This window comes from Blastococcus sp. SYSU D00695 (assembly GCF_054050555.1).
Map to the genome: position 1 here is coordinate 143670 of NZ_JBJGZP010000001.1, position 24042 is coordinate 167711.

Below are 24042 nucleotides of genomic sequence, written 5' to 3' on the forward strand. Positions count from 1 at the left end.
GACATGGTCAGCCTCGAGCAGCCCGCCGTCGAGCCCGCCCTGGCCGGCCGGGCCCACCGCGCGACCGAGCCGCTGCACAACCACCTGTACTTCGCGCCCGAGCAGGACGAGCACCTCACCGCCGTCGGCATCCGTCCCGGGCGGATGGCCTACTTCGCCGGCCGATCCGCGCCGATGGGGGCCGTCGGGCCGGGCGTGGTGACGGCGACCTTCCACAACTTCTCGCCCGCGCTGATCGGCCGCCACATCCCCCGGGCCTGGACGCTGGCCGGCCCCGAGCAGGTGGTCACCGCCCGGTTCGCCGCCGCCCGCGCCTCCCTGACCCGCCTACTGGGGGACGCCGCGACCGGCCCCGAGGTCGAGGAGCTGGCCGGCCTGCTGCGCGAGGCGTGCGGCGCGCTCACCCCCGAGGGACGGCCGCTGTACGCCGGCCACGCCGACCTGCCGTGGCCGGAGGACCCGCTGCTGCAGGTGTGGCACGGCGCGACGCTGCTGCGCGAGCACCGCGGCGACGGGCACATTGCCGTCCTGGTGCGGCACGGCCTGTCGGGCATCGAGGCCCTGCAGACGCACAGCGCGACCGGGCGCGGGTTCACCCCGTCGTCGGCGCAGGCCCTGCGCGGCTGGACCGACGAGGAGTGGGCCGCCGCGGCCGCGCGCCTGGCCGACCGCGGTCTCGTCGTCGACGGCGACCTCACCGAGGCGGGGGAGCGGCTGCGCGCCGAGATCGAGACCGAGACCGACCAGCTGGCGCTCGAGCCGTGGTCGCACCTGGGCGCCGAGCGGACCGCCCGGGTCGTGGAGCTCGCCAAGCCCCTGTCGGCCCGGCTCGCCGCCGCCGGCGCGTACCCGGACGGCGTCTTCGGCAGGTGAGCCGCCCGCGGTGAGCTGCCCGGCTGACCGGGCCGGGTCGAGTGCCCTGGGTCACACTCGACTCGGAGGTGGGGCACCGTGACGGCGACCGAGAACAGGCCCGGCAGCGTGCAGCGGACCGACGTGGACGCGGCCTTCCGGGGGAGCGCGACGTACCGCAGCCTCGGCGAGCAGCAGCTGAGCCCGGCCGAGGAACGCTTCGAGCGGGGACGCCGCACCGTCGGCCTCTTCCTCGCGCCCGTGGTGTCCGTCGTCTTCGCGCTGCTGCCGCTGGACCTGCCCGGCGACCAGCAGCTCCTGGGCGCCGTCCTGCTCGGGGTCATCGTCCTGTGGGTCACCGAGCCGGTGCCGATCCCGGTCGGTGGCCTCATCGGGGTCGCCGCCATCGTCGTCCTCGGCGTCGTGCCGGCCGACGACGCGCTGTCCCCGTTCGGCTCGACGACGGTGTTCACCTTCATCGGCGCGTTCATCCTGGCCGCGGCGATGCTCAAGCACGGCGTCGCCCGCCGGTTCGCGATGTTCATCCTGTCGCTGCGGTGGGTCGGCACCTCGACCGCGCGGGTGGTCATCGCCTTCGGCCTGATCACGGCGCTGCTGTCGGCGTTCGTCTCCAACACCGCGACCGTGGCCATGCTGCTGCCGACGGCGCTGGGCATCCTCGCCGTCATCGCCAAGCTCCTGCAGGACAAGGAGCTGGTGAAGCCGGACTTCGACCCGCTGCGGCTGCGCGTGGGCACCGCGCTCATGCTGATGCTCGCCTACGGCGCCAGCGTCGGCGGCCTGCTCACCCCCGTGGGCACGCCGCCGAACCTGATCGGCCGCGGGCTGATCGAGGAGGCCACCGGCGAGCGGATCGGCTTCCTCGACTGGATGCTCATGGCGCTGCCGATCTGCGCGCTCATGTTCGTGGCGCTGGCGCTCGTGCTGCTGCTGCTCAACCGCCCGGAGATCAAGCGCATCGAGGGCGTCGCCGAGTACATCGCCGCCGAGCGGGCGGAGATCGGGCCGGTCACCCGGGCCGAGCGCAACACGCTGACCGCCTTCGTCATCACCGTGGCGCTGTGGATCCTCCCCGGCGTCATCGCGCTGGTCGCGGGCACCGAGTCCGACGTCTACACGACGGTCAGCGACCGGCTCGACGAGGGCGTGGTCGCCGTGCTCGGTGCCTCGCTGCTGTTCCTGCTGCCCACCGACTGGAAGCAGCGGGAGTTCACGCTCAACTGGTCCGACGCCGCCAAGATCGACTGGGGCACGATCCTGCTGTTCGGCACCGGCATCATCTTCGGCTCGCTGCTGGCCGACACCGGGCTGGCCGAGACCATCGGCACCAGCTCCGCCGACTGGCTGGGCCTGACCAGCACCTTCGCGATCACGGTCTTCGCGGTGGTCCTGGCGATCATCATCTCCGAGACGACGAGCAACACCGCCTCGGCGGCGGTCGTCGTGCCGATCGTCATCCCGGTCGCGGCCGCGGCGGGGATCGACCCGTTCGTGCCGGCCCTCGCGGCGACGTTCGCGGCCTCGTTCGGCTTCATGCTCCCGGTGTCGACGCCGCAGAACGCGATCGTGTACGGCTCCGGCGTCGTGCCGATCACGAAGATGATCCGGTCGGGCATCAGCTTCGACGTCCTCGGAGCGCTGCTCATCGTGGCGCTCCTGCCCGCGCTCATCTCGATCGTCCTGCGCTGACCCGCCGGGTGTCCGGCGGGTGACGGGTGGGTGATCTCCGTCCTGCGGGCGGTCCGCGGCGCTCACGTCGTGTCACGATGGACGGCGGCCCGCGCGACGCCGGCCGACCGACCCGGGGAGGTGGACGCGATGCTCGGCGAGCCGCCCAGTCCCAGTCCCGAGGTCCTCCCCGCCTGACGCCGCGCCGCGGTGCGCCGCGGAGGGGACCACCGCTGCCTCCTCCGCCCAGCGTCTCCCGGGAGTCCGTCATGGTCGAGCGCCGCCGCGCGCCCCTCACCGCCCTCACCACCCTGCGCCGCCCGCGCACGGAGGTCGTCCGCCGTCCCGCGCCCGCCGAGGTCCCGCCGCCGGCCGCGGGCAAGCCGTCGCTGATCGTCGACAACGCCGTCTACGCCGGGGGACGGCGGGTCGCCACGCCCGAGACCGCCGCCGACAGCCACGAGTGGCTGACCGAGGGCTTCGACGACCGGATGGTCTGGCTCGGCCTGTACCGGCCGGCGCCCGCCGAGCTGGGGGAGCTGGCCGAGCAGTACGCGCTGCCCGAGCTCGCGGTCGAGGACGCCATCCAGGCCCACCAGCGGCCCAAGTTCGAGCGCTACGGCGACACCCTGTTCGTCGTCCTCAAGGCCGCCCGCTACCTGGACGCCGCCGAGGAGGTCGAGTTCGGCGAGCTGCACCTGTTCCTGGGGCGCAACTTCGCGATCACCGTCCGGCACAGCGAGTCGCCGGACCTGTCGCGGGTGCGCCGCCGGCTGGAGAGCGAGCCGGCGCTGCTCGCCAAGGGGCCCGAGGCGGTGCTGTACGCGATCCTGGACGCCGTCGTCGACGGGTACGCGCCGGTGGTCGCCGGGCTGTCCAACGACATCGACGAGATCGAGACCGAGGTGTTCCGCGGGGACCCCGGCGTCTCCCGGCGCATCTACGAGCTGTCGCAAGAGGTGCTGGAGTTCCAGCGCGCCGCGGCGCCGCTGATGGGCATCCTCGGGGCGATCACCGCGGGGTTCGACAAGTACGGCGTCGACGAGGAGCTGCGCAGCTACCTGCGCGACGTCGCCGACCACGTGACGCAGGTGATCGAGCGCGTCGAGGGCTTCCGGCTGCAGTTGCGCGACATCCTCACCGTCAACGCCACCCTGGTGGCGCAGCGGCAGAACGAGGAGATCCGGGAGCTCACCGAGGCCTCGATCGCGCAGGGCGAGGAGGTCAAGAAGATCTCCGCCTGGGCGGCCATCCTCTTCGCGCCGACGCTGGTCGGCACCGTCTACGGGATGAACTTCGACGAGATCCCGGAGCTGCACTGGCACCTCGGGTACCCGTTCGCGCTGGTGCTGATGGTCGGGGTCAGCGTGACGCTCTACGCCGTCTTCAAGCGCCGCAACTGGATCTGACGGGCGCCTCCGGCGGGGTGCTCTTGCGGTGTCGTGCGACCTCGTGCGGTGCTGCAGGACCGCGAGAGCACGAGGAACACCGCAAGAGCAGCGGCGGGGGCCCGGCCGGGAGTGGCGCGTGGCGGGGAACAACCGCCTGGACGGTGCCGTTACCCTGGGCGCACAACTACACAGGGGGTGATTGGTCTCGACTGCGGTCGGATGACCAGGGGAAGCGAGCCGAGGAAGGCAACGATGAGCTCGTAAACCACGCGTTGCAAACAACACAAGCGCCGACTCCAGTCAGCGCGAGTTCGCCCTCGCTGCCTAAGTAGCGAGGCGACTCTGTCAGCCCGGGTTCGTCACCGGCCCGGATCCTGGCATCAGCTAGGTGACTGACCTTCCGCTCCGGTCACGGGAGCGGCGGGGACATCTCACAGTGACTGGGCCCGTCACACCGACCTGTTCGTGGGATCGGTGGGGTCGAGCAGAGACGCAGCGGACTGCGCTCGGAGAAGCCCTGGTGATGCGTCGTAGGACGCGGGTTCGATTCCCGCCACCTCCACCCAGGAGTTCTCCTCGAGGAGCCGGATCCGGCCCTCGGAGGGGACCCCCAGGTGAACCCCCGTTCCACCACGTAGGGCCCGGTCGGACGACCGGGCCCTACGTGCGTCCGCCGGGCGACCCCGCCGTGATCATCGGCAGGTGGTGGCCGACGCGCCGGGTGGGGGCAGCCGGCTGACGATGATCACGGAGGTGGGCCAACGGGTCGCAGCCCTCAGCGGGGGAGGGCTCCGATCGCGGCGACCACGGCGTCGGGGCGGTCGAGCATCACGAGGTGCCCGGAGTCGGGCAGCTCCACGCACCGCTGCGGGGCGACGCTCGCCCGGAGGACGGCGCGGTGTCGTCCATCCGGCAGCGGCGGGGCGAGGAGCACCGAGGTGGGGGGCGCCAGGGGCCCCGTCCGCCGCCGCAGCGCACTCAGCTGGGCCGCCTGCCGCCGGTAGCTCAGGAACTCCGCGGCGATCGACCGCAGCGTGTCCGGGCTCCGGTAGGGCTCGCTGAGGACCCGGCCGTCGAGACCGCTCGAGGCGGTCTGCTGCCGGAACCCCCGATCCGCGGCCCGCGCGGCGAGCGAGCGGACCGGCCCCCACCCGGACACCGCCGCCAGTCCCCGCAGGACGGTCTCCCGGACGAGCAGGTCGGCACGCCCTCGCTCGCGGAGGCTCTCGATCGACGGGTCGACGAGCACGAGGCCGGCGACGAGCTCCGGGTGCAGCCGGGCGAGCGCCTCGGCGCGGAAGGCGGCCATGGAATGGGCGACGACGACCACGGGCCGGCCCCGCCCCGCACCGCTGATGACCCGCCGCACCGCCGCGACCTCGCTGGGGAGGTCCGGCAGCCGGCCGTCCCACGGGGTGCCGGCGAAACCCGGGCGGTCCATGGCGAGCACGTCCCGGTCGGGCAGCGCGTTGAGGACGGGCAGCCAGCACGCAGCGGGCAGGGCGCAGCCGTTGAGCAGCAGCAGCGGGGCGCCGCCGGGGGCGCCCGCGTCCGGGGACGGTCCCCGGGGACGGAGGTAGTGGGTGGAGCCGTCGACCACCTCGACGGCCCAGCGTCCGAGCGGGTCCTCTGCGCGCACCGTCATGCCCTGCTGCCGGCGCCCGGCCCGGGGGACGGCTGCAGCCCCACGGTCCGTCCGGCGCCGGCCGCCCGGTGGCCGGCCGCGGCGGACAGCGCGAGCGCGCCGAACCAGAGGGAGAAGAGGACCACCTGGACGGCCTGCACGTAGCCCTGCCCGGACTGCCGGGTCAGCTCGACGACCCAGCTGCCCAGGCCGAGGACGAGGGTGAGGGCGGCGAGCGCGAAGTGCCCGACCCCGCCGCTCCCCGACAGGCCGCGACGGCCCAGCCCGGCGGCGACGAGGCTCCCCGCGACGCCGAGCGGCACGAGCACCGAGGCGACGGTGTGCAGCGCGAACCCCGACCCGAACTGGGCGGCGTCGTAGATCTCCCGGCAGGCGGGGCTGAAGGTCGGCGCGCAGGCCATGGGCGCCAGCACGTCGAGGATCGTCGCCGCCCCGGCCAGCGCCAGTGACAGCGCGACCCACCCGGCGGCCGCGCCGTACCGGCTCCGCCAGCCCGTGCGTCCCCGCCAGGCGAGGAGGAGCAGGAGGAGCCCGGTCAGGCCGTCACCGGCGCGGAAGAGCCAGGAGAACGGCTGGCCGCCGGCCGCGAGCTCGGAGATGAAGCCGCTCAGGGGCCGGGGGTGGGGGTTGAGGGCGGCCAGCAGCCACGTGTTGTAGGAGAGGACCACGGCGACGGCCAGGACCCACCCCCACAGCGGGACCCTGGATGGCGGGTGCGTCGTCTCGGGGTCCGTGCGCAGGTCAGCGTCCCTTCGGTACGGCCGGCGGACGGGCGGTCCGCGACCGGGGGCTCGGGTCGGGGACCAGCATGACGGGCCGGCCCCGGACCGTGCCGACGACCACGCCCACGCCTGGCCGGCATGCGGCCGGGTCCTCCGGGAGCCCGTCGTCGGAGGCGGGCTCCAGGGCGGACCCCGACCAGCTCCTGGACCGTCCTGCGGGCGTTCGACGTGCCGGAGGTCGGTGACGTCAGCGGGGGCGTGGCCCTCACGCTGAGCGCCGCCGCCCCCGACGGCTCCGCGGTCACGGTGACCTCCCTGCTCGCGGTCGCCGTCGACGAGCACCGGATGCTGTTCCTGCAGCAGGTCGCGCAGGACGGGGCGCCGGCCGACGAGGCCGGCTTCCGCGACCTGTTCACCTGGGCGTTCGAGGCGCAGCAGGACAGCTGACGCCTCCCGCAATCCGGTCGACCGCGGGCCGGGGGCGGTGCCAGGCTGCGGCGGTGCAGCACATGGTCGAGGTCGCCGAGGACGTGCAGGTGTGGGCCGAGGAGCGCGGTGACCCGGCGGGGACGCCGCTGCTGCTGGTGATGGGCGCCAACGCCAGCGGCCTCACCTGGCCCGACGAGCTGGTGGACGCGCTGGCGCGGCGGCACCGCGTGATCCGGTACGACCACCGCGACACCGGGCGGTCCACGCGGGCCTTCGCCGCCCGGCCCTACGCGATCCGCGACCTCGCCACCGACGCCGTCCGGCTGCTCGACGGGCTGGGCATCGCGCGGGCGCACGTCGTCGGGATGTCGATGGGCGGCACGCTCGTGCAGCTGCTGCTGCTCGACCACCCCGACCGGCTGCTCAGCGCCACGGTGTTCGCCACCTCCGCGCTGGGGGCCGGCCTCGCCGACGTCGAGGGCGCGGCGGACCTGCCGGGCCCGGACCCGCGGCTGCTGGAGCTGTGGGAGTCGCTGGGGGCCGAGCGCGACGAGGCCGGGGAGCTGGACTGGCGGGTGGCGCACTGGCGCCTGCTCAACGGCGACGTCGTCCCGTTCGACGCCGCCGCGTTCCGGGCCCTGGAGGAGCGGGTCGTGGCCCACAGCGGCACCGCGGCCGGGTCGACCGCCCACGCGCTGGCCGACCAGGCGGGGCTGGACCGCGCCGCCGAGCTGGCCGGGGTCACGGTGCCGACGCTGGTGGTGGAGGCACCCGAGGACCCGGTCAACCCGCCGCCGCACGCCGCCCACCTCGCCGCCGTGATCGGCGGCGCGCGGCTGGTGACCGTCCCCGGGATGGGGCACGCGATCGCGCCGGCGGTGCTGCCCGCGCTGCTGGCGGCGATCACCGCGCACCTGGACGCCGTCGACGGCCGCTGACCGGCGCGGACCGCGCCCGCGCTCGCTACGGTGCCCGGCAGGGGGCCGGCGGCGGAGCGAGGGAGCGGACATGGCGCGCATGGACCTGCGGGTGCGGTTGCTGGGCCGGCTGCTGCGGGCGACCTCGATCGCCACGATGGACGACGAGCAGATCCGCCGCGCGCAGGCCGCGCGCCTGGGCCACAACGCCGTCACCGACCTGCTGTTCGGCGGCATCGCCCCCGGCGTGCGGCTGGAGGAGGGGACGGCGGCGGGGGAGACCGGGCCGCTGCCCGTGCGGGTGTACCGGCCCGAGGGCGCGGCGGGCCCGCTGCCGCTGGTGGTGAACCTGCACGGCGGCGGCTGGGTGCTCGGCTCGCTGGAGTCCGGCGACTGGCTGTGCAGCAACGTCGCCCGCAGCGTCGGCGCCGTCGTCGTCTCCGTGGACTACCGGCTCGCGCCCGCCCACCGGTGGCCGGCCGCGCCGGAGGACTGCTACCGGGCCACCGTCGACCTCGTCGCGCGGGCCGCCGGGCTCGGGGCCGACGGCACGCGCCTGGCCGTGATGGGCGACAGCGCCGGCGGCAACCTGGCCGCCGTCGTCGCGCTCATGGCCCGCGACCGCTCCGGCCCGCCGATCGCGCTGCAGGCGCTGCTGTACCCCGCGACCGACCTGACGCTGTCCAGCCCGTCGGTCGTGGAGAACGCCGAGGCCCCGGTGCTCACCGAGCCCGAGTGCCTGGCGTTCCGCGACCACTACCTCGGCGGCCAGGACCCGCGGAACCCCTACGCCTCGCCGCTGCACGCCGGCGACCACACCGGGCTGCCGCCGGCGCTGGTGCAGGTGGCCGAGCACGACCCGATCCGGGACGACGGCCTGCGCTACGCCGCCGCGCTGGAGGCCGCCGGTGTCCCCGTGCGGACGACGACCTACGTCGGGATGCCGCACGGCTACCTGTCCTTCCCCCGGCTGTGCCGCAGCGCGCCCCAGGCGCTCGGCGAGCTCTGCGCCGAGCTGCACGCCGCGCTGGAGCCGGCGGCGCGCGCCGACGACGGGCACGCCACCCGCCGCGGGGAGGTCCTGGCCTGAACCCCGGGGCGCCGCCCGCCGGTGGGGCCCGGTAGGCATCCCGGTGTGCCGATGACGACGTTCGACGCCCCCGCCGGTCCGCTGCCCGGGTACCTCGCCGAGCCGGCCGGGGAGGGGCCGTGGCCGGGGGTCGTCGTCGTCCACGACGCGTTCGGGCTGAGCGCCGACCTGCGCCGGATCACCGACCGGTTCGCGGCCGAGGGGTACCTCGCGCTCGCACCGGCGCTGTTCCGCCGCGGCAACCGGCTGCGCTGCGTGGTCACCACGCTGCGGTCGCTGCACGACGGGCGCGGCCCGGCGGTGGACGACGTCCTGGCCGCCGCGGCCACCCTGCGCGCCGACCCCCGGTGCGCGGGCAGGGTCGGCTCGGTCGGCTTCTGCATGGGCGGCGGGTTCGCCCTCCTCACCGCGCCCAGCGGCGCCTTCGACGCGGCGGCGCCTAGCTACGGCATCTGGCCGGGCAACCGCGAGGAGCTCTCCCGCGCCTGCCCGACCGTCGCCAGCTACGGCGCCCGCGACTGGATGCTGCCCGGCGCCGCCGCCGAGCTCGAGCGGCGGCTGACCGACGGCGGGGTGGCGCACGACGTGCGCGAGTACCCGGGCGTCGGTCACTCGTTCATGAACGACTGGCGGACGCCGGCGCCGCTGCGCTTCGTCGAGCGCACGGCGGGCCTGGCCTACTCGCGCCCGGAGGCGGAGGACGCGTGGGCCCGGATCCAGGCGTTCTTCGCCGAGCACCTCCGCTGAGCGTGTGCGTCCAGGCCGTGGGATTCGGCCGATCCCGCGGCGTGCGCGCACACGCTCGGGCCCCGTTCAGCCCGGCGGCGGTGAGTGGTGCTCGTGCACCACGAGCCACCGGTCGCCGTCGCGCCGCAGCCCGACCGTCAGGCGGATCGGGAAGCCCTCGCTGCCGGCCGCGCCGACGGTGATCTCGCCGAAGGCGAACGCCACGTCGGCGCCGGCCACGACGGTGAGCCGGGAGACGTCGAACTGCCCCCGCCCCTGCGCCTGCCAGAACAGCTCCCAGCTGGCCCGGTAGGCCGCCGGCCCCCGCACCTCGGCCGGCGGGACGACGTCGTAGAGGACGACGTCCCCGCTGTGCGCCGCCACCGCCCGGTCGGCGTCGGCTGCGCGCACCGCCTCGGCCCAGTCCTCCAGCGCCCGCCTCACCGCGTCGTCCATGCAGGTACGACCGCTGTGAACGGCGGGAGTCATCGCGCCCCACGCGTCACCCCGAGGGGGTGGATCGGGCCACGCGGCTGGATAGTGGCCGCCGCCCTGCCGATCTCCTCGGTATCCGACGAGGGGAGCCGGTCATGGACACGGCATGCAGGGCAGTGGCACGGGCGGGCACCGCCGCGGCGACGGCGTCGCTGGACTCCGAGCAGGAGTGGCCGATGCTGCTCGTCGCGGGCTGGCTGACCACCGCGACGGACTCGGCGCTGGCCGAGGGACTCGTGGCCGACCTCGAGGCCGAGCTCGCCCGCTGACCCGGACACGGCACCGGGGGCGCGCGGGGCGTCCCGGTCCGGGGATCATGGGCCGGTGACCCCACCGCCCGCCTCCCGCCTCGGCGCGCAGCGGGCCAGGGCGGCCCGTGCGGCCGCGGGGGCCGCCCGGCGCGCCGACGAGGTCCTGTCGTGGGCGCCGCGCGGCCGTTTCGCCGTCCCGGTCATCGTCGTCCTGGTCAACCTCGCGAACCTGGTCGGCGTCGCCACCGTCGCCCTGCTGCTGGCGCTCGGCGAGGCCGCGACGCCCGGCCGCACCCGCGTGCTGGTCGCGGCGCTGGTCTACGTCGTCGTCGCCTTCCCGATCGGGACGTGGGCCGGGCTGCGCCACCAGCGGGGGACGACGTCGTGGGTGTTCGCCGGCCGGGACCCCACCGCGGACGAGGCGGCCCAGGCGCTGCAGCTGCCCGACCGCGCCGCCGAGGTCACCGCCGGTGTCTGGGTCCTCGGCGCGGCGCTCCTGGGCACGGTCGCCGCCGTCAGCCACCCCGACGCCCGGGTCGGCATCCGCGTCGCCGTCGCCGTCCTGCTCGGCGGCCTGGTGGCCTTCGCCTTCACCTACATGCTCGTCGCCCGCGCGGCCCGGACGGTGACCGCCCGGGCCCTGGTGGCCCGCCCGCCGACGGCGCCGCTGGTCATGAGCGTCCGGCGGCGGCTGCTCTACAACTGGAGCCTGACCAGCGGCGTGCCGATGCTGGCCGTCCTGCTGCTGTTCCTCGACCCGACCAGGCCCGAGGGGCCCGGGGCGACGACCGTCGCCTCCCTGGTGACCCTCGCCCTCGCGGTCGGCCTGCTGGCCACCCTCATCCAGGCGCGGTCGGTCGGGGCGCCGTTGCGGGAGCTGCGCGAGGCGGTGCAGCGGGTCGGCGCCGGCGACCACACCGTCCGGGTCACCGTCGACGACGCCGGGGAGATCGGCCTGCTCCAGGAGGGCGTCAACTCGATGGCCACCGGCCTCGCCGAGCGGGAACGGATGCGCGACCTGTTCGGCCGGCACGTCGGGGCCACGGTCGCCCAGCGCGCCCTGGCCGACGGCGTCTCCCTCGGCGGCGAGGTGCGCACGGTCGCGGCGCTGTTCGTCGACATCGCCGGCTCCACCGCGCTGGTGCGCCGCACCGGCCCGGAGGAGGTGGTGGGGCTGCTCAACCGGTTCTTCGCCGTCGTCGTCGACACCATCGAGGCCGAGGGCGGGCTGGTCAACAAGTTCGAGGGCGACGGGGCGCTGTGCGTCTTCGGGGCGCCCACCGAGCACCCCGACCCGGCCGGGTCGGCGCTGCGGGCGGCCCGCCGGATCTGCGCCGTGGTGGCGCGCGCGGGGGAGGTCGACGTCGGGATCGGCGTCGCCTGCGGTCCGGTGTGGGCCGGTCAGGTGGGCGCGGCCAGCCGGCTGGAGTACACGGTGATCGGCGACCCGGTGAACGAGGCGGCCCGGCTCACCGACCTCGCCAAGGACCACCCGGGCCGGGCCCTGGCCAGCCAGGCGGTGGTCGACGCGGCCGGTGGCGACGAGCGCGACCACTGGGCCCCCGACGCGGAGGTGGTACTGCGCGGCCGCGGCGAGCGCACGGTCACCTGGGCGCGCGCCTCCTGACCCCCGCGCCTCCAGACCCCGCGGCGCCCCGCCTCAGTTGTGCGCGCGCACGACCACCAGGTCGTCCGCGGCCTCCAGGGTCCCGATCAGCGGGTCGTCGAAGCGGAACGTCCGCCCGCCCCGGGTCACCGACAGCACGATGTCGGTCAGCTGCCGCGGGCCCAGGCCCACCTCGCCGGCCTTGACGGGGCGCTGGTGCAGGTCCAGCCCCTGCCCGCCGGTGACCAGGTCCTCCACGACGTTGACCACCCGCGGGTGGTCGGTCGACAGGCCGAGCAGCCGGCCGGAGGTCGCCGAGGTGGTGATGACGGTCGTGGCCCCCGACTGGCGGAGCAGGTTGGCGTTCTCCTCCTCGCGCACGCTGGTGGTGATCGGCACGGTCGGGTTGAGCTGCCGCACGGTCAGCGTGACGAGGACAGCGGCGTCGTCCCGGTTGGCGGCGACGATCACCGCCCGGGCGCGCTCGACGGCGGCCCGCTTGAGCACCTCGCGCCGGCCGGCGTCCCCGACGACGCCGGTCAGCCCGGTCGTCGTCGCCTCGTCGACCAGCCGGGCGTCGGTGTCGACGACGACGATCTGCTCGGGCGGCGTCCCGTTGGCCCGCAGGGCGCGGATGGCGCTGCGGCCCTTCGTCCCGTAGCCGCAGACGATGACGTGCTGGCGCACCGTGGACCTCCACCGACGGATCCGGAACTCCTCGCGCGAGCGCGCCGTCAGCGCCTCGAGCGTGGTCCCGATGAGGACGATCAGGAACATGATCCGCAGCGGCGTGATCAGGATGATGTTGACCAGGCGGGCGCCCTCGGTGACCGGCGTGATGTCGCCGTAGCCGGTCGTGGAGAGCGTCACGGTCGCGTAGTAGAAGGAGTCCAGCAGCGAGATGCCGCGCTCGTCGCCGTCCCGGTAGCCGTCGCGGTCCAGGTAGACGATGAGGACGACGACCAGCAGCACCAGGGCCGCGGCCAGCACCCGCCGCCACACCTGGCGGACCGGCGACTCCTCGACGTGGGCCAGCACGACCCCGGTGTGCGGATCGTCGGCGTCCCCGCGGTGGCCCATCACGTGGACCGACGGTAGCGGGCGCCGGTCACGCGGGCGTGGCGCCGCACCCGTCCGGGGGAGGAGGACCTGCTCCCGTGCCCCGGACGGGTGCGCCGGGCTCAGCCTCCGGTGCCGGCCCGCTCGCGGGCGGCGAGCTCCCGCTTGAGGACCTTCCCCGCGGCGGAGACGGGGATCGCGTCGATGAACACGACGTCGCGCAGCCGCTTGTAGGGCGTGACGTGCGCGTTGACCGCGTGCATCACCGACTCGCGGGTCAGCGCGTCGCCGTCGTCGTCGGCGCGCCGGACCACGTAGGCCACCGGCAGCTCGCCGGCCTCCTCGTCGGGGCGGCCGACCACCGCGGCGCCGGCGACGCCGGGGAGCGCGAACAGGTGCTCCTCCAGCTCGCGCGGGAAGACGTTGTAGCCCTTGTAGAGCAGCATGTCCTTGGTGCGGTCGACGATCGCCAGGTAGCCGTCCTCGTCGACGATCCCGACGTCGCCGGTGTGGAACCAGCCGTCGGCGTCGATCGACTCGGCGGTCGCCTGCGGCCGGTGCCAGTAGCCGCGCATGACCTGCGGCCCGCGGATGCAGACCTCGCCGCGCTCTCCGGCCGGCAGCGGGTCGCCCCCGCCCAGCGAGCGGATGCTGATCTCGGTGTCGTAGATCGGGACACCGACGGTGCCCGGCTTGCGGGTGCCCGAGCGGAACGACGGGTTGCCCGTCGCCATCATCGTCACCTCGGTGAGCCCGTAGCCCTCGCCGATCTTGGCGTTGGGGAACAGCGCGGTGAGCCGCTCGATCAGCGGGACCGGCAGCGGGGCGGCGCCGCTGGACAGGCCGACCACGTGCGACAGGTCCGCCTCCTCGATGCCGGGCACCTGCAGCAGGGCGACGAACACCGGCGGCGCGCCGCCGATGCCGGTGACCCGGTGGCGGACGGCGTCCTCGACGTAGCGGACCGGGTCGAAGCGCTGGTGGATCACGACCGTCGTCCCGGACATGACCATCCCGCTGAGGTAGCCGATCACGCCCATGGCGTGGAACCAGGGCGTCAGGTTGATCAGCCGGGCCTCGCCGAGCCGGGTGGGGTGCTCGTCGGGGCCGAGCACCTGGCGCACCGTGACGTCGCCGGCCTCGTCGAGCTCGGGCAGGGAGCCGCTGGACCAGCAGCCCGACTGCAGCACGTTGGTCACCACGTTGCGGTGGGTCAGCTCCACGCCCTTGCTGACCCCGGTCGTGCCGCCGGTGTAGGCGAGGTGGGCCAGGTCGGCGACCGGGTCGACCGCCGCGTCGAGGTGGCGGTCGGTGGGGTCGCCGGCCAGCAGGTCGGCCAGGTCGACGTCGCCGGCCTGCAGCCCCTCCAGCCGGGCGGCGAGGTCGGCGGAGTGCGCGGGGCCCGTGACGACGACGGTCTGCACGGGGGTCTCGGCCAGCGCGCTGCGCACCAGGGGCAGCACCTGGTCCCAGGTGACCAGCACCCGGGCGCCGGCGTCGGTGAGCTGCGCGGCGAGGTCGGGCGCGGGCAGCAGCGGGTTGGTGGGGGAGAAGGTGGCGCCGGCGAGCAGCACCCCGTAGTAGACGGCCGGGTACTGCCGGCAGTTGGGTGCGTGCACCGCGACGACGTCGCCGCGGCCGATGCCGTGGTCGGCCAGCCAGTTGGCGACCGCGTGCGCGCGCCGGCCCAGCTCGGTGAACGTCAGCGGCACGTCGTCCTGGACGAACGCCGTCGCGTCGCCCCACCGGCGCACGGCCGCCCGGAGGACGGAGCCGACCGGCACCGTCGGGTAGTCCAGCGACCGGGGCATGCCGGGCGGCCAGGAGACGGCGCCGGGGCCGGCGTCCGGGTCGGCGCCGGGGACGGTGGTGGCGGCAGGCACGCTCAACGCGGGGGTCCTCTCGTCGGTGGACCCCCAGCGTGGCGCAGCTCACAGCGGGTGTCGAGATCTGCACGCGCCGGTCAGGATGGCCGGATGAGTGGGAAGGAACGCGCCCTCGTGCTGGGCGGCGGAGGGATCACGGGGATCGCCTGGGAGATCGGCGTGCTCGCCGGGCTCGCCGAGGCCGGCGTCGACCTGGACGGGGCGGACCTGGTGGTGGGCACCTCGGCCGGCTCGGTGGTCGGCGCGCAGGTCACCAGCGGGACCGATCTCGCGCAGCTGTACGCGCGCCAGCTGGAGCCGCCGTCGGCGGAGCGGGCGGCGCGGATGACGCGCATGACCGTCGCCCGGTACACGTGGGAGATGCTGCGCAGCCGCCGGGACGACGCAGCGTTCCGCCGCCGGGTGGGCGCGCTGGCGATGGCCGCGGCGGACGCCGGGCGGACGCCGACCGAGCAGCAGCGGCTGGCCGTCGTCGCCTCGCGGCTGGTGGGCACCGAGTGGCCGGACGCGCCGCTGGTGGTGACCGCGGTCGACGCGGAGACCGGGGAGTTCCGGACCTTCGACCGGGACTCCGGCGTCCCGCTGCTCCACGCGGTCGCGGCCAGCTGCGCGGTGCCCGGCGTGTACCCGCCCACGACGATCGACGGCCGCCGCTACATCGACGGCGGCATGCGGTCCGCGGCCAACGCCGACCTCGCCGAGGGGTACGACCGGGTGGTGGTGCTGGCCCCGATCGTCCGGGGCTCCGGGCTGATGGCCGGTGTCGACGCCCAGGTGACGGGCATGGTGGCGCGGGTCGCCGTCGTCTCGCCCGACGAGGCCAGCCGGCGCGCGATCGGCGCCAACGTCCTGGACCCGGCCGCCCGCCGTCCCTCCGCCGAGGCGGGCCGGGCGCAGGCCGCCGCGGTGGCCGCTCAGGTGCGGGAGGCCTGGCTGGGCTGACCCCCTCCGCAGGGGGCGGTCGCCGCCCGGATGCGCACGGCGGCGGTCTCCGGGCCGGAGGTGACCACCGCCGTGCGCACGGGGGCGGTCTCGGCGGTTGTCGCCGGAACTGTGTATCTGGTAGATGTATCTGACAGATACTGAGGGAGGTGGCATGGCCCGGACCGGTCAGACCCAGGCGGCGGTGCTCGGCGCGCTCAGCGTGATGCCGATGACCGGCTATGCCCTGCGCACGGAGATCCGCGAGACCCTCGGTCACTTCTGGAGCGAGAGCTTCGGGCAGATCTACCCCGCCCTCGCCGAGCTGGCGCGCGAGGGCCTGGTCGAGCGCCGCGGCGGCGAGCGCACGGGGTCCTCCACCTTCGCGATCACCGACGCCGGGACGGCGCGGCTGCGCGAGCTGCTCGCCGAGCCGGTGCAGCCCGCGCCGCCGCGCAACCCGCTCCTGCTGCGGCTGTTCTTCGGCCGCCAGCTGGGGCCGGTGGCCTGCCGGGAGCTGGTGCACGACGCCCGCGCCCGCGCGCAGGCCCAGCTGGACCGGATGACGGCGATCCGCGCGGAGCTCGACACCGACCCGGCCGCGGACCGTCCCTACTGGCTGATCACCGTCGCGGCCGGCGAGCACGCCGCCCGGGCCCAGCTGGACTGGGCCGACGAGGCGCTCGCGGCCCTCGCCGACCTGCCCACCGACCCCGAGGAGCGCCCGTGACCACCCCGACCCCCACCGCCGTCCCGCCGCGCCGCGCCGGCCGCCCCCGCCCCCGGCGCCGCGCGGGCGTGCTGGCCGCCGGCTTCCTCGTCGTCTCCTCGTTCCAGGTCGCCCTGGCCGCCGGTGCCCCGTTCGGGGCGGCCGCCTTCGGTGGCGGGCACCCGGGGCAGCTCCCGGCCGACCTGCGCGCGGCCAGTGCGGCCGCCGCCGTGGTGTGGCTGGCCGCCGCGGGGCACGCGCTCTCCCGCGGGGGGTGGCTGGCGGCGCCGGCCTGGACGGCACACCGGCGGATCAGCTGGGCGCTGGCCGCCGTGTGCACGGTCGGCACGCTGATGAACGCCGCCTCGTCCAGCCCGTGGGAGCGGTTCGGCTGGGCCCCGTTCACGCTCGGGCTCGCGCTGCTGTGCCGGGCCCTCGCCCGGTCGGGCGCGGCCGGCCGGTAGGCCCGGCCGACCGGTGGCCCGGGTGCGTCGGCGCACCCGGGCCACCGGGACGTGCTCAGCCGGCCAGCGCGGCCACCGGGGGCGTGCGGGCGGCCCGCCGGGCCGGCAGCACCGAGGCGAGCAGGCCCGCCGCGGTGGCGACGACGACGATCGCGCCCACCTGCAGCCACGGCATGGTCAGCACCAGGTCGCCGCGCTCGCCGAGGACCGAGGCCAGCCCGACCAGCCCGTAGCCGGTGCCCAGCAGCACCCCGAGCACCGCCGCGACCCCCGCCACGAGCGCCGCCTCCCACGCCAGCAGGCCGCGCACCTGGCCACGGGTGAGCCCCAGCGCCCGCAGCAGGCCGTTCTCCTGCCGCCGCTCCACCACCGACAGCGCGAGCGTGTTGCCCACCCCGATCAGGGCGATGAGCACCGCCACCCCGAGCAGCCCGGTGACGATGAGCAGCAGCAGGTCCACCACCTGGTCCAGTGCCGCCCGCTCGCTGGCCAGGCCGGTCACCGACGCCGTCGGCACCGCCGACCCCGCGACGTCGGTGATCTCGTCGACCGCGCTGCCGGGGTCGACGCCGTCGGCCAGCCGCACCCACAGGGTGTCCACGACCGGCTGCGCGGCGAGCGAGGCCAGGTCGGTGTCGACCAGCAGCGGGGAGTCGGTGTCGCCCAGGCGGGCGGTGAACGTCCGCTCGCCCCCCGCGCCGGTGAGGGTCACCTCGTCGCCGTCGGAGACGCCCCAGCCCTCGACGGTCCACCACGGGAGGACCACCGTCCCCGGGGCCGGCAGCGGCAGGTCGTCGGTCGAGCGCAGGACCGGCGCCGCCGCGGCCGGGTCGACACCCAGTGCCGGGGACTCGTAGCCGTCCGGTCCGGTCAGCGGCGCGGTGGTCAGCGGCGCCACGGCCCGGACCCCGTCGACCGCCTGCAGCCGGCCGGCCAGCGACGCGGGCATGCCGCCGTCGGTGTTGCCCGTGACCACCACGTCGGTCGGGTACTGGGCCTCCAAACCGGCCTGCGCCGTGGCCCGGGTGGAGGCGGCGCCCACCACCATCGCCGTGGTGAGCGTGACGCCGATCAGCAGCGCCGTCGCCGTCGCCGCCGTCCGGCGCGGGTTGCGGGTGGCGTTGCCGCCGGCCAGCCGGGCGGTCACCCCGCGCCGGCGGACGAGCAGCCCGGCCGCGGCGACCACCGGGGGCACCGCGCGCTGGGCGAGCAGCACGATGCCGAGGAAGCTCAGCGCCCCGCCGCCGACGGAGACCACCAGCTGGCCGAGCGCCACGCCGGCGCCCATCAGCAGCACGCCGGGCACGGTGAGCAGCAGGCCCGCCACCAGGCGCCGCACCCCGCCGCGCGAGCGCAGCGGTGCCGGGTCCAGCGGGCGCAGCGCGGCCAGCGGCGGGACCCGTGTGGCCGCCCGCGCCGGGGCCAGCGCGGCGACCAGGGTCGTGAGCGTCCCGATCGCGAGGCCGCCGAGCACGGCCGACAGCGGGACCGAGACCCCGGCCAGCGGCACCGGGGAGTCGGTGCCGACGAGCGCGGAGACCAGCGCGGCCAGCCCGATGCCCGCCCCCACGCCGAGGACGGAGGCAGCCAGGCCGGTCGCGGAAGCCTCGGCGAGGACGCTGCGGCGCACCTGCCGGGCGGTGGCGCCGACGCAGCGCAGCAGCGCCAGCTCGCGGGTCCGCTGGGCGAGCAGCACGGCGAAGGTGTTGGCGATGACCAGGCCGGCGACCAGCAGGGCGACGGTGCCGAACACCAGCAGCATCAGGGTCAGGACCGTCGCGTCGCCGGTCAGGCTCCGGACCACCTCCGCGGCCTGCTCCTCGCCGGTGCGGACGTCGACGTCGTCGTCCAGGGCGCCGCGCACCGCGGCGGCCAGCGTGTCGGGGTCGGTGCCGGCGCTGCCGGCGACGCGCAGCTCGTCGGGACCGAGCCCCTCCCACTGCTCGACCTGGGCGCCGGTGGCGAACGCCCGGCCGTTGATCCCGGCGCTGGGGTCGCCGCGGAGGTCGACGACGCCGACCACGGTGGCCTGCGACGTGCGCTCGACACCCTCCTCGTCGTAGGTCGTCACGGTGAGCACGTCGCCGACGTCGGCGCCGACCCGCTGGCTGACCGCGACCTCGCCGGGCCGGTCGGGCAGCGCCCCGTCGGCGAGGTGCTGCCAGCGCAGGACCGGGTCCTCGGCGACGGAGTCGACCAGCAGGTACTGGGCGCCGGTGCGGCCGGGGACCAGGGCCTGCACCGAGGTGGAGGTGGCGACGTCGACGGCCCGCACGCCGGGGAGGGCGGCGACCTCGTCGGCCAGGTCGGCCGTCGGCTCGCCGGCGCGGCCGGTCACGACGACGTCGGTGCTGACGTAGCGGGCGCCGACCGCCTCGAGCATGGTGCTGCGCGTCGTCTCGCTGAGGGTCAGCGTGGCGACGACGAAGGCGACCGCGATGACGATCGCCACGGTGGAGGCGACCAGCCGCGCGGCGTGGGCGCGCAGGCCCGCCGTGACGACGCGGTTCATGCCATGGGTGCGCACGGGGTCAGGCCCCCAGCCCGTGCAGGGCCGCGACGACCGAGTCGACGGTCGGCCGGTCGACGTCGCCGGCGACCCGGCCGTCGGCGAGCAGCACGACGCGGTCGGCGTAGGCGGCGGCCGCGGGGTCGTGGGTGACCATCACGACGGTCTGGCCGGTCTCGCGGGCGCTGCTGCGCAGCAGGTCGAGCACCTCGGCGCCGGCGCGGGAGTCCAGGTTGCCGGTGGGCTCGTCGGCGAAGACCACGTCGGGACGGGGGAGCAGCGCCCGGGCGACGGCGACGCGCTGCTGCTGCCCGCCGGACAGCTCCGACGGGCGGTGCCGCAGCCGGTCGCGCAGGCCGAGGCGGGCGACGACGGCGTCGAACCAGGCGGGGTCGGGGCGGCGGCCGGCCAGCTGCATCGGCAGCACGATGTTCTCGCGGGCGTCGAGCACCGGGAGCAGGTTGAACGACTGGAACACGAAGCCGATCCGCTCGCGGCGCAGCCGGGTCAGCTGGTCGTCGCGGAGGCTGGTCAGCTCGGTGTCGCCGAGGAACACCCGGCCGCCGGTGGGGGAGTCCAGCCCGGCCAGGCAGTGCATGAGCGTGGACTTGCCCGAGCCGGAGGGGCCCATGATCGCGGTGAAGGCGCCACGGGCGAAGGCGACGTCGACGCCGGCCAGCGCGTGCACGGCGGTGGCGCCGCTGCCGTAGGTGCGGGTCAGGCCGCCGGCGCGGACGGCGTCGGCCGCCGGCGGCGGCTCGCCGGGAACGGTCATGAGGGGGACGGCAGCGGACACGGGACGGGGCCTTCCGACGGCGGGGCGGGACGTCGTCCACGCTGCCGGGGGCGGCCCCCTCGCCGCGTCGGAGCGGCGGCCCATCTCCGCGCCGCCGCCCCTCCCTCCGGGGACGCACCCGACCTCATACCGGGGTCTGACGGCCCCCTCGTGGGTGGCGAGGGGGTCCTTCGTCAGGCGTCGCGCAGGAGGTCGGCCGGCTGCACCAGGCCGGTCCGGTAGGCGAGCACGACCGCCTGCACGCGGTCCCGCGACCCGGTCTTGGCCAGCACCCGCCCCACGTGCGTCTTCACGGTCGCCTCGCTGACCACGAAGTGCGCGGCGAGCTCGGCGTTCGTGGCGCCGTAGGCCATCTGCACGAGCACCTCCCGCTCCCGCGGGGTGAGCTCGGCCAGCTCCGGCGGCGGACCGGAGGGCGCGCGGCCACCGGTGCCGCGCAGCAGCGGCGCCACGTGCTGCAGCAGCCGCCGGGTGGACGACGCCGCGATGACCGAGTCCCCCGCGTGCACGGTGCGCACCGCGGCGAGCATCTCCTCGGGCGGGGCGTCCTTGAGCAGGAAGCCGCTGGCCCCGGCACCGATCGCCGCGACGACGTACTCGTCCAGGTCGAAGGTGGTGAGCACGACGACCCGCGGCGGGTCCGCCAGCGCGGTCACCCGCCGCGTCGCCTCGATCCCGTCGGTGCCGGGCATGCGGACGTCCATGAGGACGACGTCGGCCGGGGTGCGGGCCAGCAGGCGGACGGCGTCGTCCCCGGTGCCGGCCTCGCCGACGACCGTCAGGTCCGGCTGGGAGTCGATCACCATGCGGAAGCCGGCGCGGACCATCTGCTGGTCGTCGACGAGCGCGACCCGGATCTGACCGTCCACGGCGGCGCTCACCGCGGCCGCCGGTAGGGCAGCAGGGCGTGCACCTCGAAGCCGCCCCCCGACCGCGGGCCCGCGGTCAGCCGGCCGCCGTGCAGCTGCGCCCGCTCGACCATGCCGCGCAGGCCCTGCCCCGCGCCGTCGGGGGCGCCCTCCACCAGCGCCGCCGACGCGCCGCGACCGTCGTCCAGCACAGCCACCTCCAGTCCGGTGTCCCGCCAGGACAGCCGCACCCAGGCCCGGCCGGCGGAGCCGGCGTGCTTGAGCACGTTGGTCAGGGACTCCTGCACGATGCGGTACGCGGCCAGCTGCGGCCCGGCGGCCATCGGTCGCGGGGTGCCCTCGACGAGCAGGTCGACGTCCAGGCCGCTGGCCCGCACGTCCTCGACCAGCGCGGGGACGGCGGCGACGTCGGGCTGCGGGGCGTACTCCCCGCCCGGGCCCTCGCGCAGCACGCCCAGCAGCGCGCGCATGTCGGTGAGGGCCTGCCGGCCGGTCGCGGCGATCGCCTCCAGCGCGCCGGTGGCCGCCCCGGGGTCGGTGCGCCCGGCGTAGCGGCCGCCGTCGGCCTGCGCGATGACGACCGACAGCGAGTGGGCGACGACGTCGTGCATCTCGCGGGCGATCCGGGCGCGCTCGGCCGTCGCGGCCAGCCGCATCTCCTGCTCGCGCTCGATCTCCAGCAGCCGGGCCCGCTCCTCGAGGCCCGCCTCGCGCTGCAGCCGCACCCGGCGCAGGTGGCCCAGGGCCCAGGCGGCGACGACGGCGATCCCGATGAACGCGGTGACCAGCAGCAGGCTCTCCGGGTCGCCCTGCGCGGCGTAGTAGAAGGTGGCGACGAGGACCGCCCCGAGCAGCCCGAGCACCAGCCCGGCCCCGCCGGCCCAGCGCGGCCCGTAGGCGGCCAGCGCGTGCACCATGACCAGGGCCGCGACGTTGGCCGGCAGGAAGTCGGGGACCACGCCCAGCTCGAGCAGCCCGACCACGGTCAGGACGGCGGCGGCGGCCACCGGCGCGCGGCGCCGCCAGGCCACCGGCGCGACCACGAGCGTGCCGAGGACGAACGCCGGCGCCTCGTAGGGCGACCACGTCTGGGCGGGCAGTGCGACGAGGGCGAGCCACAGGACCCCGGCGGCGGCCGCGTCCACGGCGAACGGGTGCCGTCGCAGCCCGGCGGCCAGGGCGTCCAGGGGGTGGTCCATCGCCCGTCGAATCTAGGCAGTGCGCGGCCGGACGTCGTCCTCCCGCGGGATGATCCGGGCGTCCCGCCGGAGGACGACGCGGTCAGCCGCCGACGTTGCAGCCGACGAGGACGGAGACGACGTCGATCGGCGCGAAGGCCGTGCCGTCCTCGGCGACCAGGCCCTCGATCCGCAGCCGGCCGTCGCTCTCGCCGCAGTCCTCCCCCGGCGGGTCGACGGTCATCGCCAGGTCGCCCGCGACGGCGGACTGCCGGCCGGTGGGCTCGACGCCGACGAGCGCGTCCGTGCAGAGGTCCACGGTCAGGTCCCCCGGGCCGCGGAGGACCTCGACCGTGACGCCGGGGTCGGGGAGCCGGGCGGAGACCTCCGTCGGCCCGTCGGCGGGCCGGTCGGCGACGTCCACGGTGACCGTCACCGCGAGCTCGCCGGACGCGGTCGCGGCCCAGAAGAACACGTCCCGGCAGGCGTCGCCGCGGACGAGCTCGACCGTGCCGGCGAGTGCACCGGCGGGCGACGCCGCGCCGCGGACGTCGGTCGTGCAGGCGACCAGCGACGCGGCGAGCGCGAGGGCGGATCCGGTCCGTCGGAGGGCGGCGGGCATCGGCGCAGTGTGCCGCGCGGGCGGCGGTTCCGGGGCCGTCGCGGCGCGGGTGGGGCGCTCAGCGGCTGCCGAGGTGGCGCAGCAGCGTCTCGCCGACGTCGCGCATCGCGGCGACCTGGGCGGGGCTCAGCTGGTCGAACAGGTGCGTGCGGACGCTCTCCACGTGCACGTGCGCGGCGGCCTCGAGCGCGGCGAAGCCCTCGTCGGTGAGGACGGCGAGCTGGCCGCGACCGTCCTCGGCGCACACCCGGCGCTGCACCCAGCCGCGCTCCTCGAGCCGGGAGACCGCGTGCGAGAGCCGGCTGCGCGAGGACAGGCAGCGGTCGGCGAGCTCGCTCATCCGCAGCGCGCGGCCCGGGGTCTCCGAGAGCGCCACGAGGATCTCGTAGTACGCGTGCGAGATGCCGGTCGCCGAGGTGAGGTCGCGGTCGAGCCGGTCGGTCAGCAGCTGGGTGCTGTAGAGGTACGCGCGCCAGGCCTTCTGCTCCTCCGCGTCCAGCCAGCGCGTGCCGCCCGGGGTGGGGTCCGGCGATCCCGACGAGGTCATGTCGCCAGCCTACTGGCGGAATAGTCAAGCCTTCAACTACGCTCTGTCGGCAGAAGGTCAAACGCTCAACCACTGGAGAACACCATGACCAGCTCCACCGCCGTCCAGATCCCCGGCTACGTCGCCGGCACCTGGGACATCGACGCGACCCACTCCACCGTGGGCTTCTCGGTCCGCCACATGATGGTCAGCAAGGTCCGCGGCTACTTCCGCGAGTTCTCGGGTGAGATCACCACCGCCGCCGACCCGGCGCAGTCGACCGTGACCGCCCGCATCGACATGGACTCCATCGACACCCGCCAGGAGCAGCGCGACGCGCACATCCGCTCCGCGGACTTCTTCGACGTCGGCAACCACACCGAGATGACCTTCCGCTCCACCGAGGTCCGCACCGACGGCGCCGACTGGAGCGTCGTCGGCGACCTCACCATCAAGGGCATCACCAAGCAGGTGACCCTGGAGCTCGAGCTCAACGGCTTCGGCCCCGACGCCTACGGCGGCACCCGCGCCGGCTTCAGCGCCAGGACCGAGATCTCCCGCAAGGCCTTCGGCGTCGACATCGACATGCCCATGGACGGCGGCGGCGTCGTCGTCGGCGACAAGATCAGCGTCGAGCTCGAGATCGAGGCCGTGCTCCGCACCGCCTGAGCCCCTTGCCGCCGGTGACCC

Annotated in this window: 24 protein-coding genes and 1 other RNA gene; 14 read left to right on the top strand and 11 right to left on the bottom strand. The window is 75.9% G+C overall.

What is annotated here, in order from left to right; all coding sequences use genetic code 11:
- Window positions 1–3 precede the first annotated feature (3 nt).
- The 4 genes from ACI781_RS00760 (at window position 4) to ssrA (ending at window position 4497) form a co-directional block, all read left to right on the top strand.
- Window positions 4–873: an SCO6745 family protein gene (locus ACI781_RS00760; RefSeq protein WP_456564159.1), complete on the top strand. Its 870-nt coding sequence runs from the start codon at window positions 4–6 to the stop codon at window positions 871–873.
- Window positions 874–951: 78 nt separating this feature from the next.
- Window positions 952–2562, top strand: coding sequence for an SLC13 family permease (locus ACI781_RS00765; RefSeq protein ID WP_456564160.1), 1611 nt, complete (start codon window positions 952–954; stop codon window positions 2560–2562).
- A gap of 248 nt (window positions 2563–2810) precedes the next feature.
- Entirely contained in the window at window positions 2811–3950 is a 1140-nt protein-coding gene (locus tag ACI781_RS00770; RefSeq protein WP_456564161.1) for a magnesium and cobalt transport protein CorA, read from the top strand.
- A 173-nt stretch (window positions 3951–4123) separates the two neighbouring features.
- Window positions 4124–4497: a transfer-messenger RNA gene (ssrA, locus tag ACI781_RS00775) on the top strand.
- Between the two features lie 210 nt (window positions 4498–4707).
- Here ssrA and ACI781_RS00780 read toward each other — a convergent pair.
- Both ACI781_RS00780 and ACI781_RS00785 read right to left on the bottom strand, forming a co-directional pair.
- Window positions 4708–5577, bottom strand: coding sequence for an alpha/beta fold hydrolase (locus ACI781_RS00780; RefSeq protein WP_456564162.1), 870 nt, complete (start codon window positions 5575–5577; stop codon window positions 4708–4710).
- Window positions 5574–6245 (bottom strand): DUF998 domain-containing protein, encoded by a 672-nt coding sequence (locus tag ACI781_RS00785; protein WP_456564163.1) that lies wholly within the window; start codon window positions 6243–6245, stop codon window positions 5574–5576. Before ACI781_RS00785 ends, ACI781_RS00780 begins: the two co-directional genes overlap by 4 nt.
- Window positions 6246–6557: 312 nt before the next feature.
- Here ACI781_RS00785 and ACI781_RS00790 point away from each other — a divergent pair, with 312 nt between their 5' ends.
- The 4 genes from ACI781_RS00790 (at window position 6558) to ACI781_RS00805 (ending at window position 9482) form a co-directional block, all read left to right on the top strand.
- On the top strand, window positions 6558–6746 hold the full coding sequence (locus ACI781_RS00790; protein WP_456564164.1) for a hypothetical protein: 189 nt from the start codon (window positions 6558–6560) through the stop codon (window positions 6744–6746).
- A gap of 62 nt (window positions 6747–6808) precedes the next feature.
- Window positions 6809–7666, top strand: coding sequence for an alpha/beta fold hydrolase (locus tag ACI781_RS00795; RefSeq protein WP_456564301.1), 858 nt, complete (start codon window positions 6809–6811; stop codon window positions 7664–7666).
- 70 nt (window positions 7667–7736) lie between these two features.
- Entirely contained in the window at window positions 7737–8735 is a 999-nt protein-coding gene (locus ACI781_RS00800; RefSeq protein ID WP_456564165.1) for an alpha/beta hydrolase, read from the top strand.
- Window positions 8736–8786: 51 nt separating this feature from the next.
- Window positions 8787–9482: a dienelactone hydrolase family protein gene (locus ACI781_RS00805; protein ID WP_456564166.1), complete on the top strand. Its 696-nt coding sequence runs from the start codon at window positions 8787–8789 to the stop codon at window positions 9480–9482.
- Window positions 9483–9548: 66 nt separating this feature from the next.
- Here ACI781_RS00805 and ACI781_RS00810 read toward each other — a convergent pair whose 3' ends face one another.
- Window positions 9549–9917, bottom strand: a complete 369-nt coding sequence (locus tag ACI781_RS00810; RefSeq protein WP_456564167.1) for a YybH family protein — start codon at window positions 9915–9917, stop codon at window positions 9549–9551.
- Window positions 9918–10051: 134 nt separating this feature from the next.
- Here ACI781_RS00810 and ACI781_RS00815 point away from each other — a divergent pair, with 134 nt between their 5' ends.
- Both ACI781_RS00815 and ACI781_RS00820 read left to right on the top strand, forming a co-directional pair.
- Entirely contained in the window at window positions 10052–10225 is a 174-nt protein-coding gene (locus tag ACI781_RS00815; RefSeq protein ID WP_456564168.1) for a hypothetical protein, read from the top strand.
- A 55-nt stretch (window positions 10226–10280) separates the two neighbouring features.
- Complete coding sequence (locus ACI781_RS00820) at window positions 10281–11834, top strand: adenylate/guanylate cyclase domain-containing protein (RefSeq protein WP_456564169.1); 1554 nt, start codon at window positions 10281–10283, stop codon at window positions 11832–11834.
- A gap of 33 nt (window positions 11835–11867) precedes the next feature.
- Here the strand turns inward: ACI781_RS00820 and ACI781_RS00825 are convergent, their stop codons facing one another.
- Both ACI781_RS00825 and ACI781_RS00830 read right to left on the bottom strand, forming a co-directional pair.
- Entirely contained in the window at window positions 11868–12893 is a 1026-nt protein-coding gene (locus tag ACI781_RS00825; RefSeq protein ID WP_456564302.1) for a potassium channel family protein, read from the bottom strand.
- 101 nt (window positions 12894–12994) lie between these two features.
- Window positions 12995–14755, bottom strand: coding sequence for a class I adenylate-forming enzyme family protein (locus ACI781_RS00830; protein WP_456564303.1), 1761 nt, complete (start codon window positions 14753–14755; stop codon window positions 12995–12997).
- 93 nt (window positions 14756–14848) lie between these two features.
- Here ACI781_RS00830 and ACI781_RS00835 point away from each other — a divergent pair, with 93 nt between their 5' ends.
- From ACI781_RS00835 to ACI781_RS00845, 3 genes are all read left to right on the top strand, one after another.
- Window positions 14849–15700, top strand: a complete 852-nt coding sequence (locus tag ACI781_RS00835) for a patatin-like phospholipase family protein (protein WP_456564170.1) — start codon at window positions 14849–14851, stop codon at window positions 15698–15700.
- Window positions 15701–15854: 154 nt separating this feature from the next.
- A complete protein-coding gene (locus ACI781_RS00840; RefSeq protein ID WP_456564171.1) occupies window positions 15855–16409 on the top strand; it encodes a PadR family transcriptional regulator in 555 nt (184 codons plus the stop codon).
- Window positions 16406–16852: a hypothetical protein gene (locus ACI781_RS00845; protein WP_456564172.1), complete on the top strand. Its 447-nt coding sequence runs from the start codon at window positions 16406–16408 to the stop codon at window positions 16850–16852. The genes ACI781_RS00840 and ACI781_RS00845 overlap by 4 nt, the downstream gene beginning before the upstream one ends.
- A gap of 55 nt (window positions 16853–16907) precedes the next feature.
- Here the strand turns inward: ACI781_RS00845 and ACI781_RS00850 are convergent, their stop codons facing one another.
- The 6 genes from ACI781_RS00850 to ACI781_RS00875 all read right to left on the bottom strand — a co-directional run bounded on the left by ACI781_RS00850 (window position 16908) and on the right by ACI781_RS00875 (window position 23373).
- On the bottom strand, window positions 16908–19364 hold the full coding sequence (locus tag ACI781_RS00850; protein WP_456564173.1) for an ABC transporter permease: 2457 nt from the start codon (window positions 19362–19364) through the stop codon (window positions 16908–16910).
- Between the two features lie 19 nt (window positions 19365–19383).
- Window positions 19384–20136 (bottom strand): ABC transporter ATP-binding protein, encoded by a 753-nt coding sequence (locus ACI781_RS00855; RefSeq protein ID WP_456564174.1) that lies wholly within the window; start codon window positions 20134–20136, stop codon window positions 19384–19386.
- A gap of 194 nt (window positions 20137–20330) precedes the next feature.
- Window positions 20331–21038, bottom strand: a complete 708-nt coding sequence (locus ACI781_RS00860) for a response regulator (RefSeq protein WP_456564175.1) — start codon at window positions 21036–21038, stop codon at window positions 20331–20333.
- Complete coding sequence (locus ACI781_RS00865) at window positions 21035–22225, bottom strand: sensor histidine kinase (protein WP_456564176.1); 1191 nt, start codon at window positions 22223–22225, stop codon at window positions 21035–21037. The genes ACI781_RS00860 and ACI781_RS00865 overlap by 4 nt, the downstream gene beginning before the upstream one ends.
- Before the next feature lie 82 nt (window positions 22226–22307).
- On the bottom strand, window positions 22308–22826 hold the full coding sequence (locus ACI781_RS00870; protein WP_456564177.1) for a hypothetical protein: 519 nt from the start codon (window positions 22824–22826) through the stop codon (window positions 22308–22310).
- Window positions 22827–22884: 58 nt separating this feature from the next.
- Window positions 22885–23373: a MarR family winged helix-turn-helix transcriptional regulator gene (locus ACI781_RS00875; protein WP_456564178.1), complete on the bottom strand. Its 489-nt coding sequence runs from the start codon at window positions 23371–23373 to the stop codon at window positions 22885–22887.
- An 84-nt stretch (window positions 23374–23457) separates the two neighbouring features.
- Between ACI781_RS00875 and ACI781_RS00880 the strand changes: the two genes are divergently transcribed.
- Window positions 23458–24021, top strand: coding sequence for a YceI family protein (locus tag ACI781_RS00880; RefSeq protein WP_456564179.1), 564 nt, complete (start codon window positions 23458–23460; stop codon window positions 24019–24021).
- Window positions 24022–24042: the final 21 nt, after the last annotated feature.

Bases quoted from the DNA above. Each gene is read 5' to 3' on its own strand.
- ACI781_RS00760 (WP_456564159.1), top strand. From the start codon at position 4: ATGGTCAGCCTCGAGCAGCCCGCCGTCGAGCCCGCCCTGGCCGGCCGG.
- ACI781_RS00770 (WP_456564161.1), top strand. From the start codon at position 2,811: ATGGTCGAGCGCCGCCGCGCGCCCCTCACCGCCCTCACCACCCTGCGC.
- ACI781_RS00780 (WP_456564162.1), bottom strand. From the start codon at position 5,577: ATGACGGTGCGCGCAGAGGACCCGCTCGGACGCTGGGCCGTCGAGGTG.
- ACI781_RS00795 (WP_456564301.1), top strand. From the start codon at position 6,809: ATGGTCGAGGTCGCCGAGGACGTGCAGGTGTGGGCCGAGGAGCGCGGT.
- ACI781_RS00800 (WP_456564165.1), top strand. From the start codon at position 7,737: ATGGCGCGCATGGACCTGCGGGTGCGGTTGCTGGGCCGGCTGCTGCGG.
- ACI781_RS00805 (WP_456564166.1), top strand. From the start codon at position 8,787: ATGACGACGTTCGACGCCCCCGCCGGTCCGCTGCCCGGGTACCTCGCC.
- ACI781_RS00810 (WP_456564167.1), bottom strand. From the start codon at position 9,917: ATGGACGACGCGGTGAGGCGGGCGCTGGAGGACTGGGCCGAGGCGGTG.
- ACI781_RS00815 (WP_456564168.1), top strand. From the start codon at position 10,052: ATGGACACGGCATGCAGGGCAGTGGCACGGGCGGGCACCGCCGCGGCG.
- ACI781_RS00825 (WP_456564302.1), bottom strand. From the start codon at position 12,893: ATGGGCCACCGCGGGGACGCCGACGATCCGCACACCGGGGTCGTGCTG.
- ACI781_RS00835 (WP_456564170.1), top strand. From the start codon at position 14,849: ATGAGTGGGAAGGAACGCGCCCTCGTGCTGGGCGGCGGAGGGATCACG.
- ACI781_RS00840 (WP_456564171.1), top strand. From the start codon at position 15,855: ATGGCCCGGACCGGTCAGACCCAGGCGGCGGTGCTCGGCGCGCTCAGC.
- ACI781_RS00850 (WP_456564173.1), bottom strand. From the start codon at position 19,364: ATGAACCGCGTCGTCACGGCGGGCCTGCGCGCCCACGCCGCGCGGCTG.
- ACI781_RS00855 (WP_456564174.1), bottom strand. From the start codon at position 20,136: ATGACCGTTCCCGGCGAGCCGCCGCCGGCGGCCGACGCCGTCCGCGCC.
- ACI781_RS00865 (WP_456564176.1), bottom strand. From the start codon at position 22,225: ATGGACCACCCCCTGGACGCCCTGGCCGCCGGGCTGCGACGGCACCCG.
- ACI781_RS00870 (WP_456564177.1), bottom strand. From the start codon at position 22,826: ATGCCCGCCGCCCTCCGACGGACCGGATCCGCCCTCGCGCTCGCCGCG.
- ACI781_RS00875 (WP_456564178.1), bottom strand. From the start codon at position 23,373: ATGACCTCGTCGGGATCGCCGGACCCCACCCCGGGCGGCACGCGCTGG.
- ACI781_RS00880 (WP_456564179.1), top strand. From the start codon at position 23,458: ATGACCAGCTCCACCGCCGTCCAGATCCCCGGCTACGTCGCCGGCACC.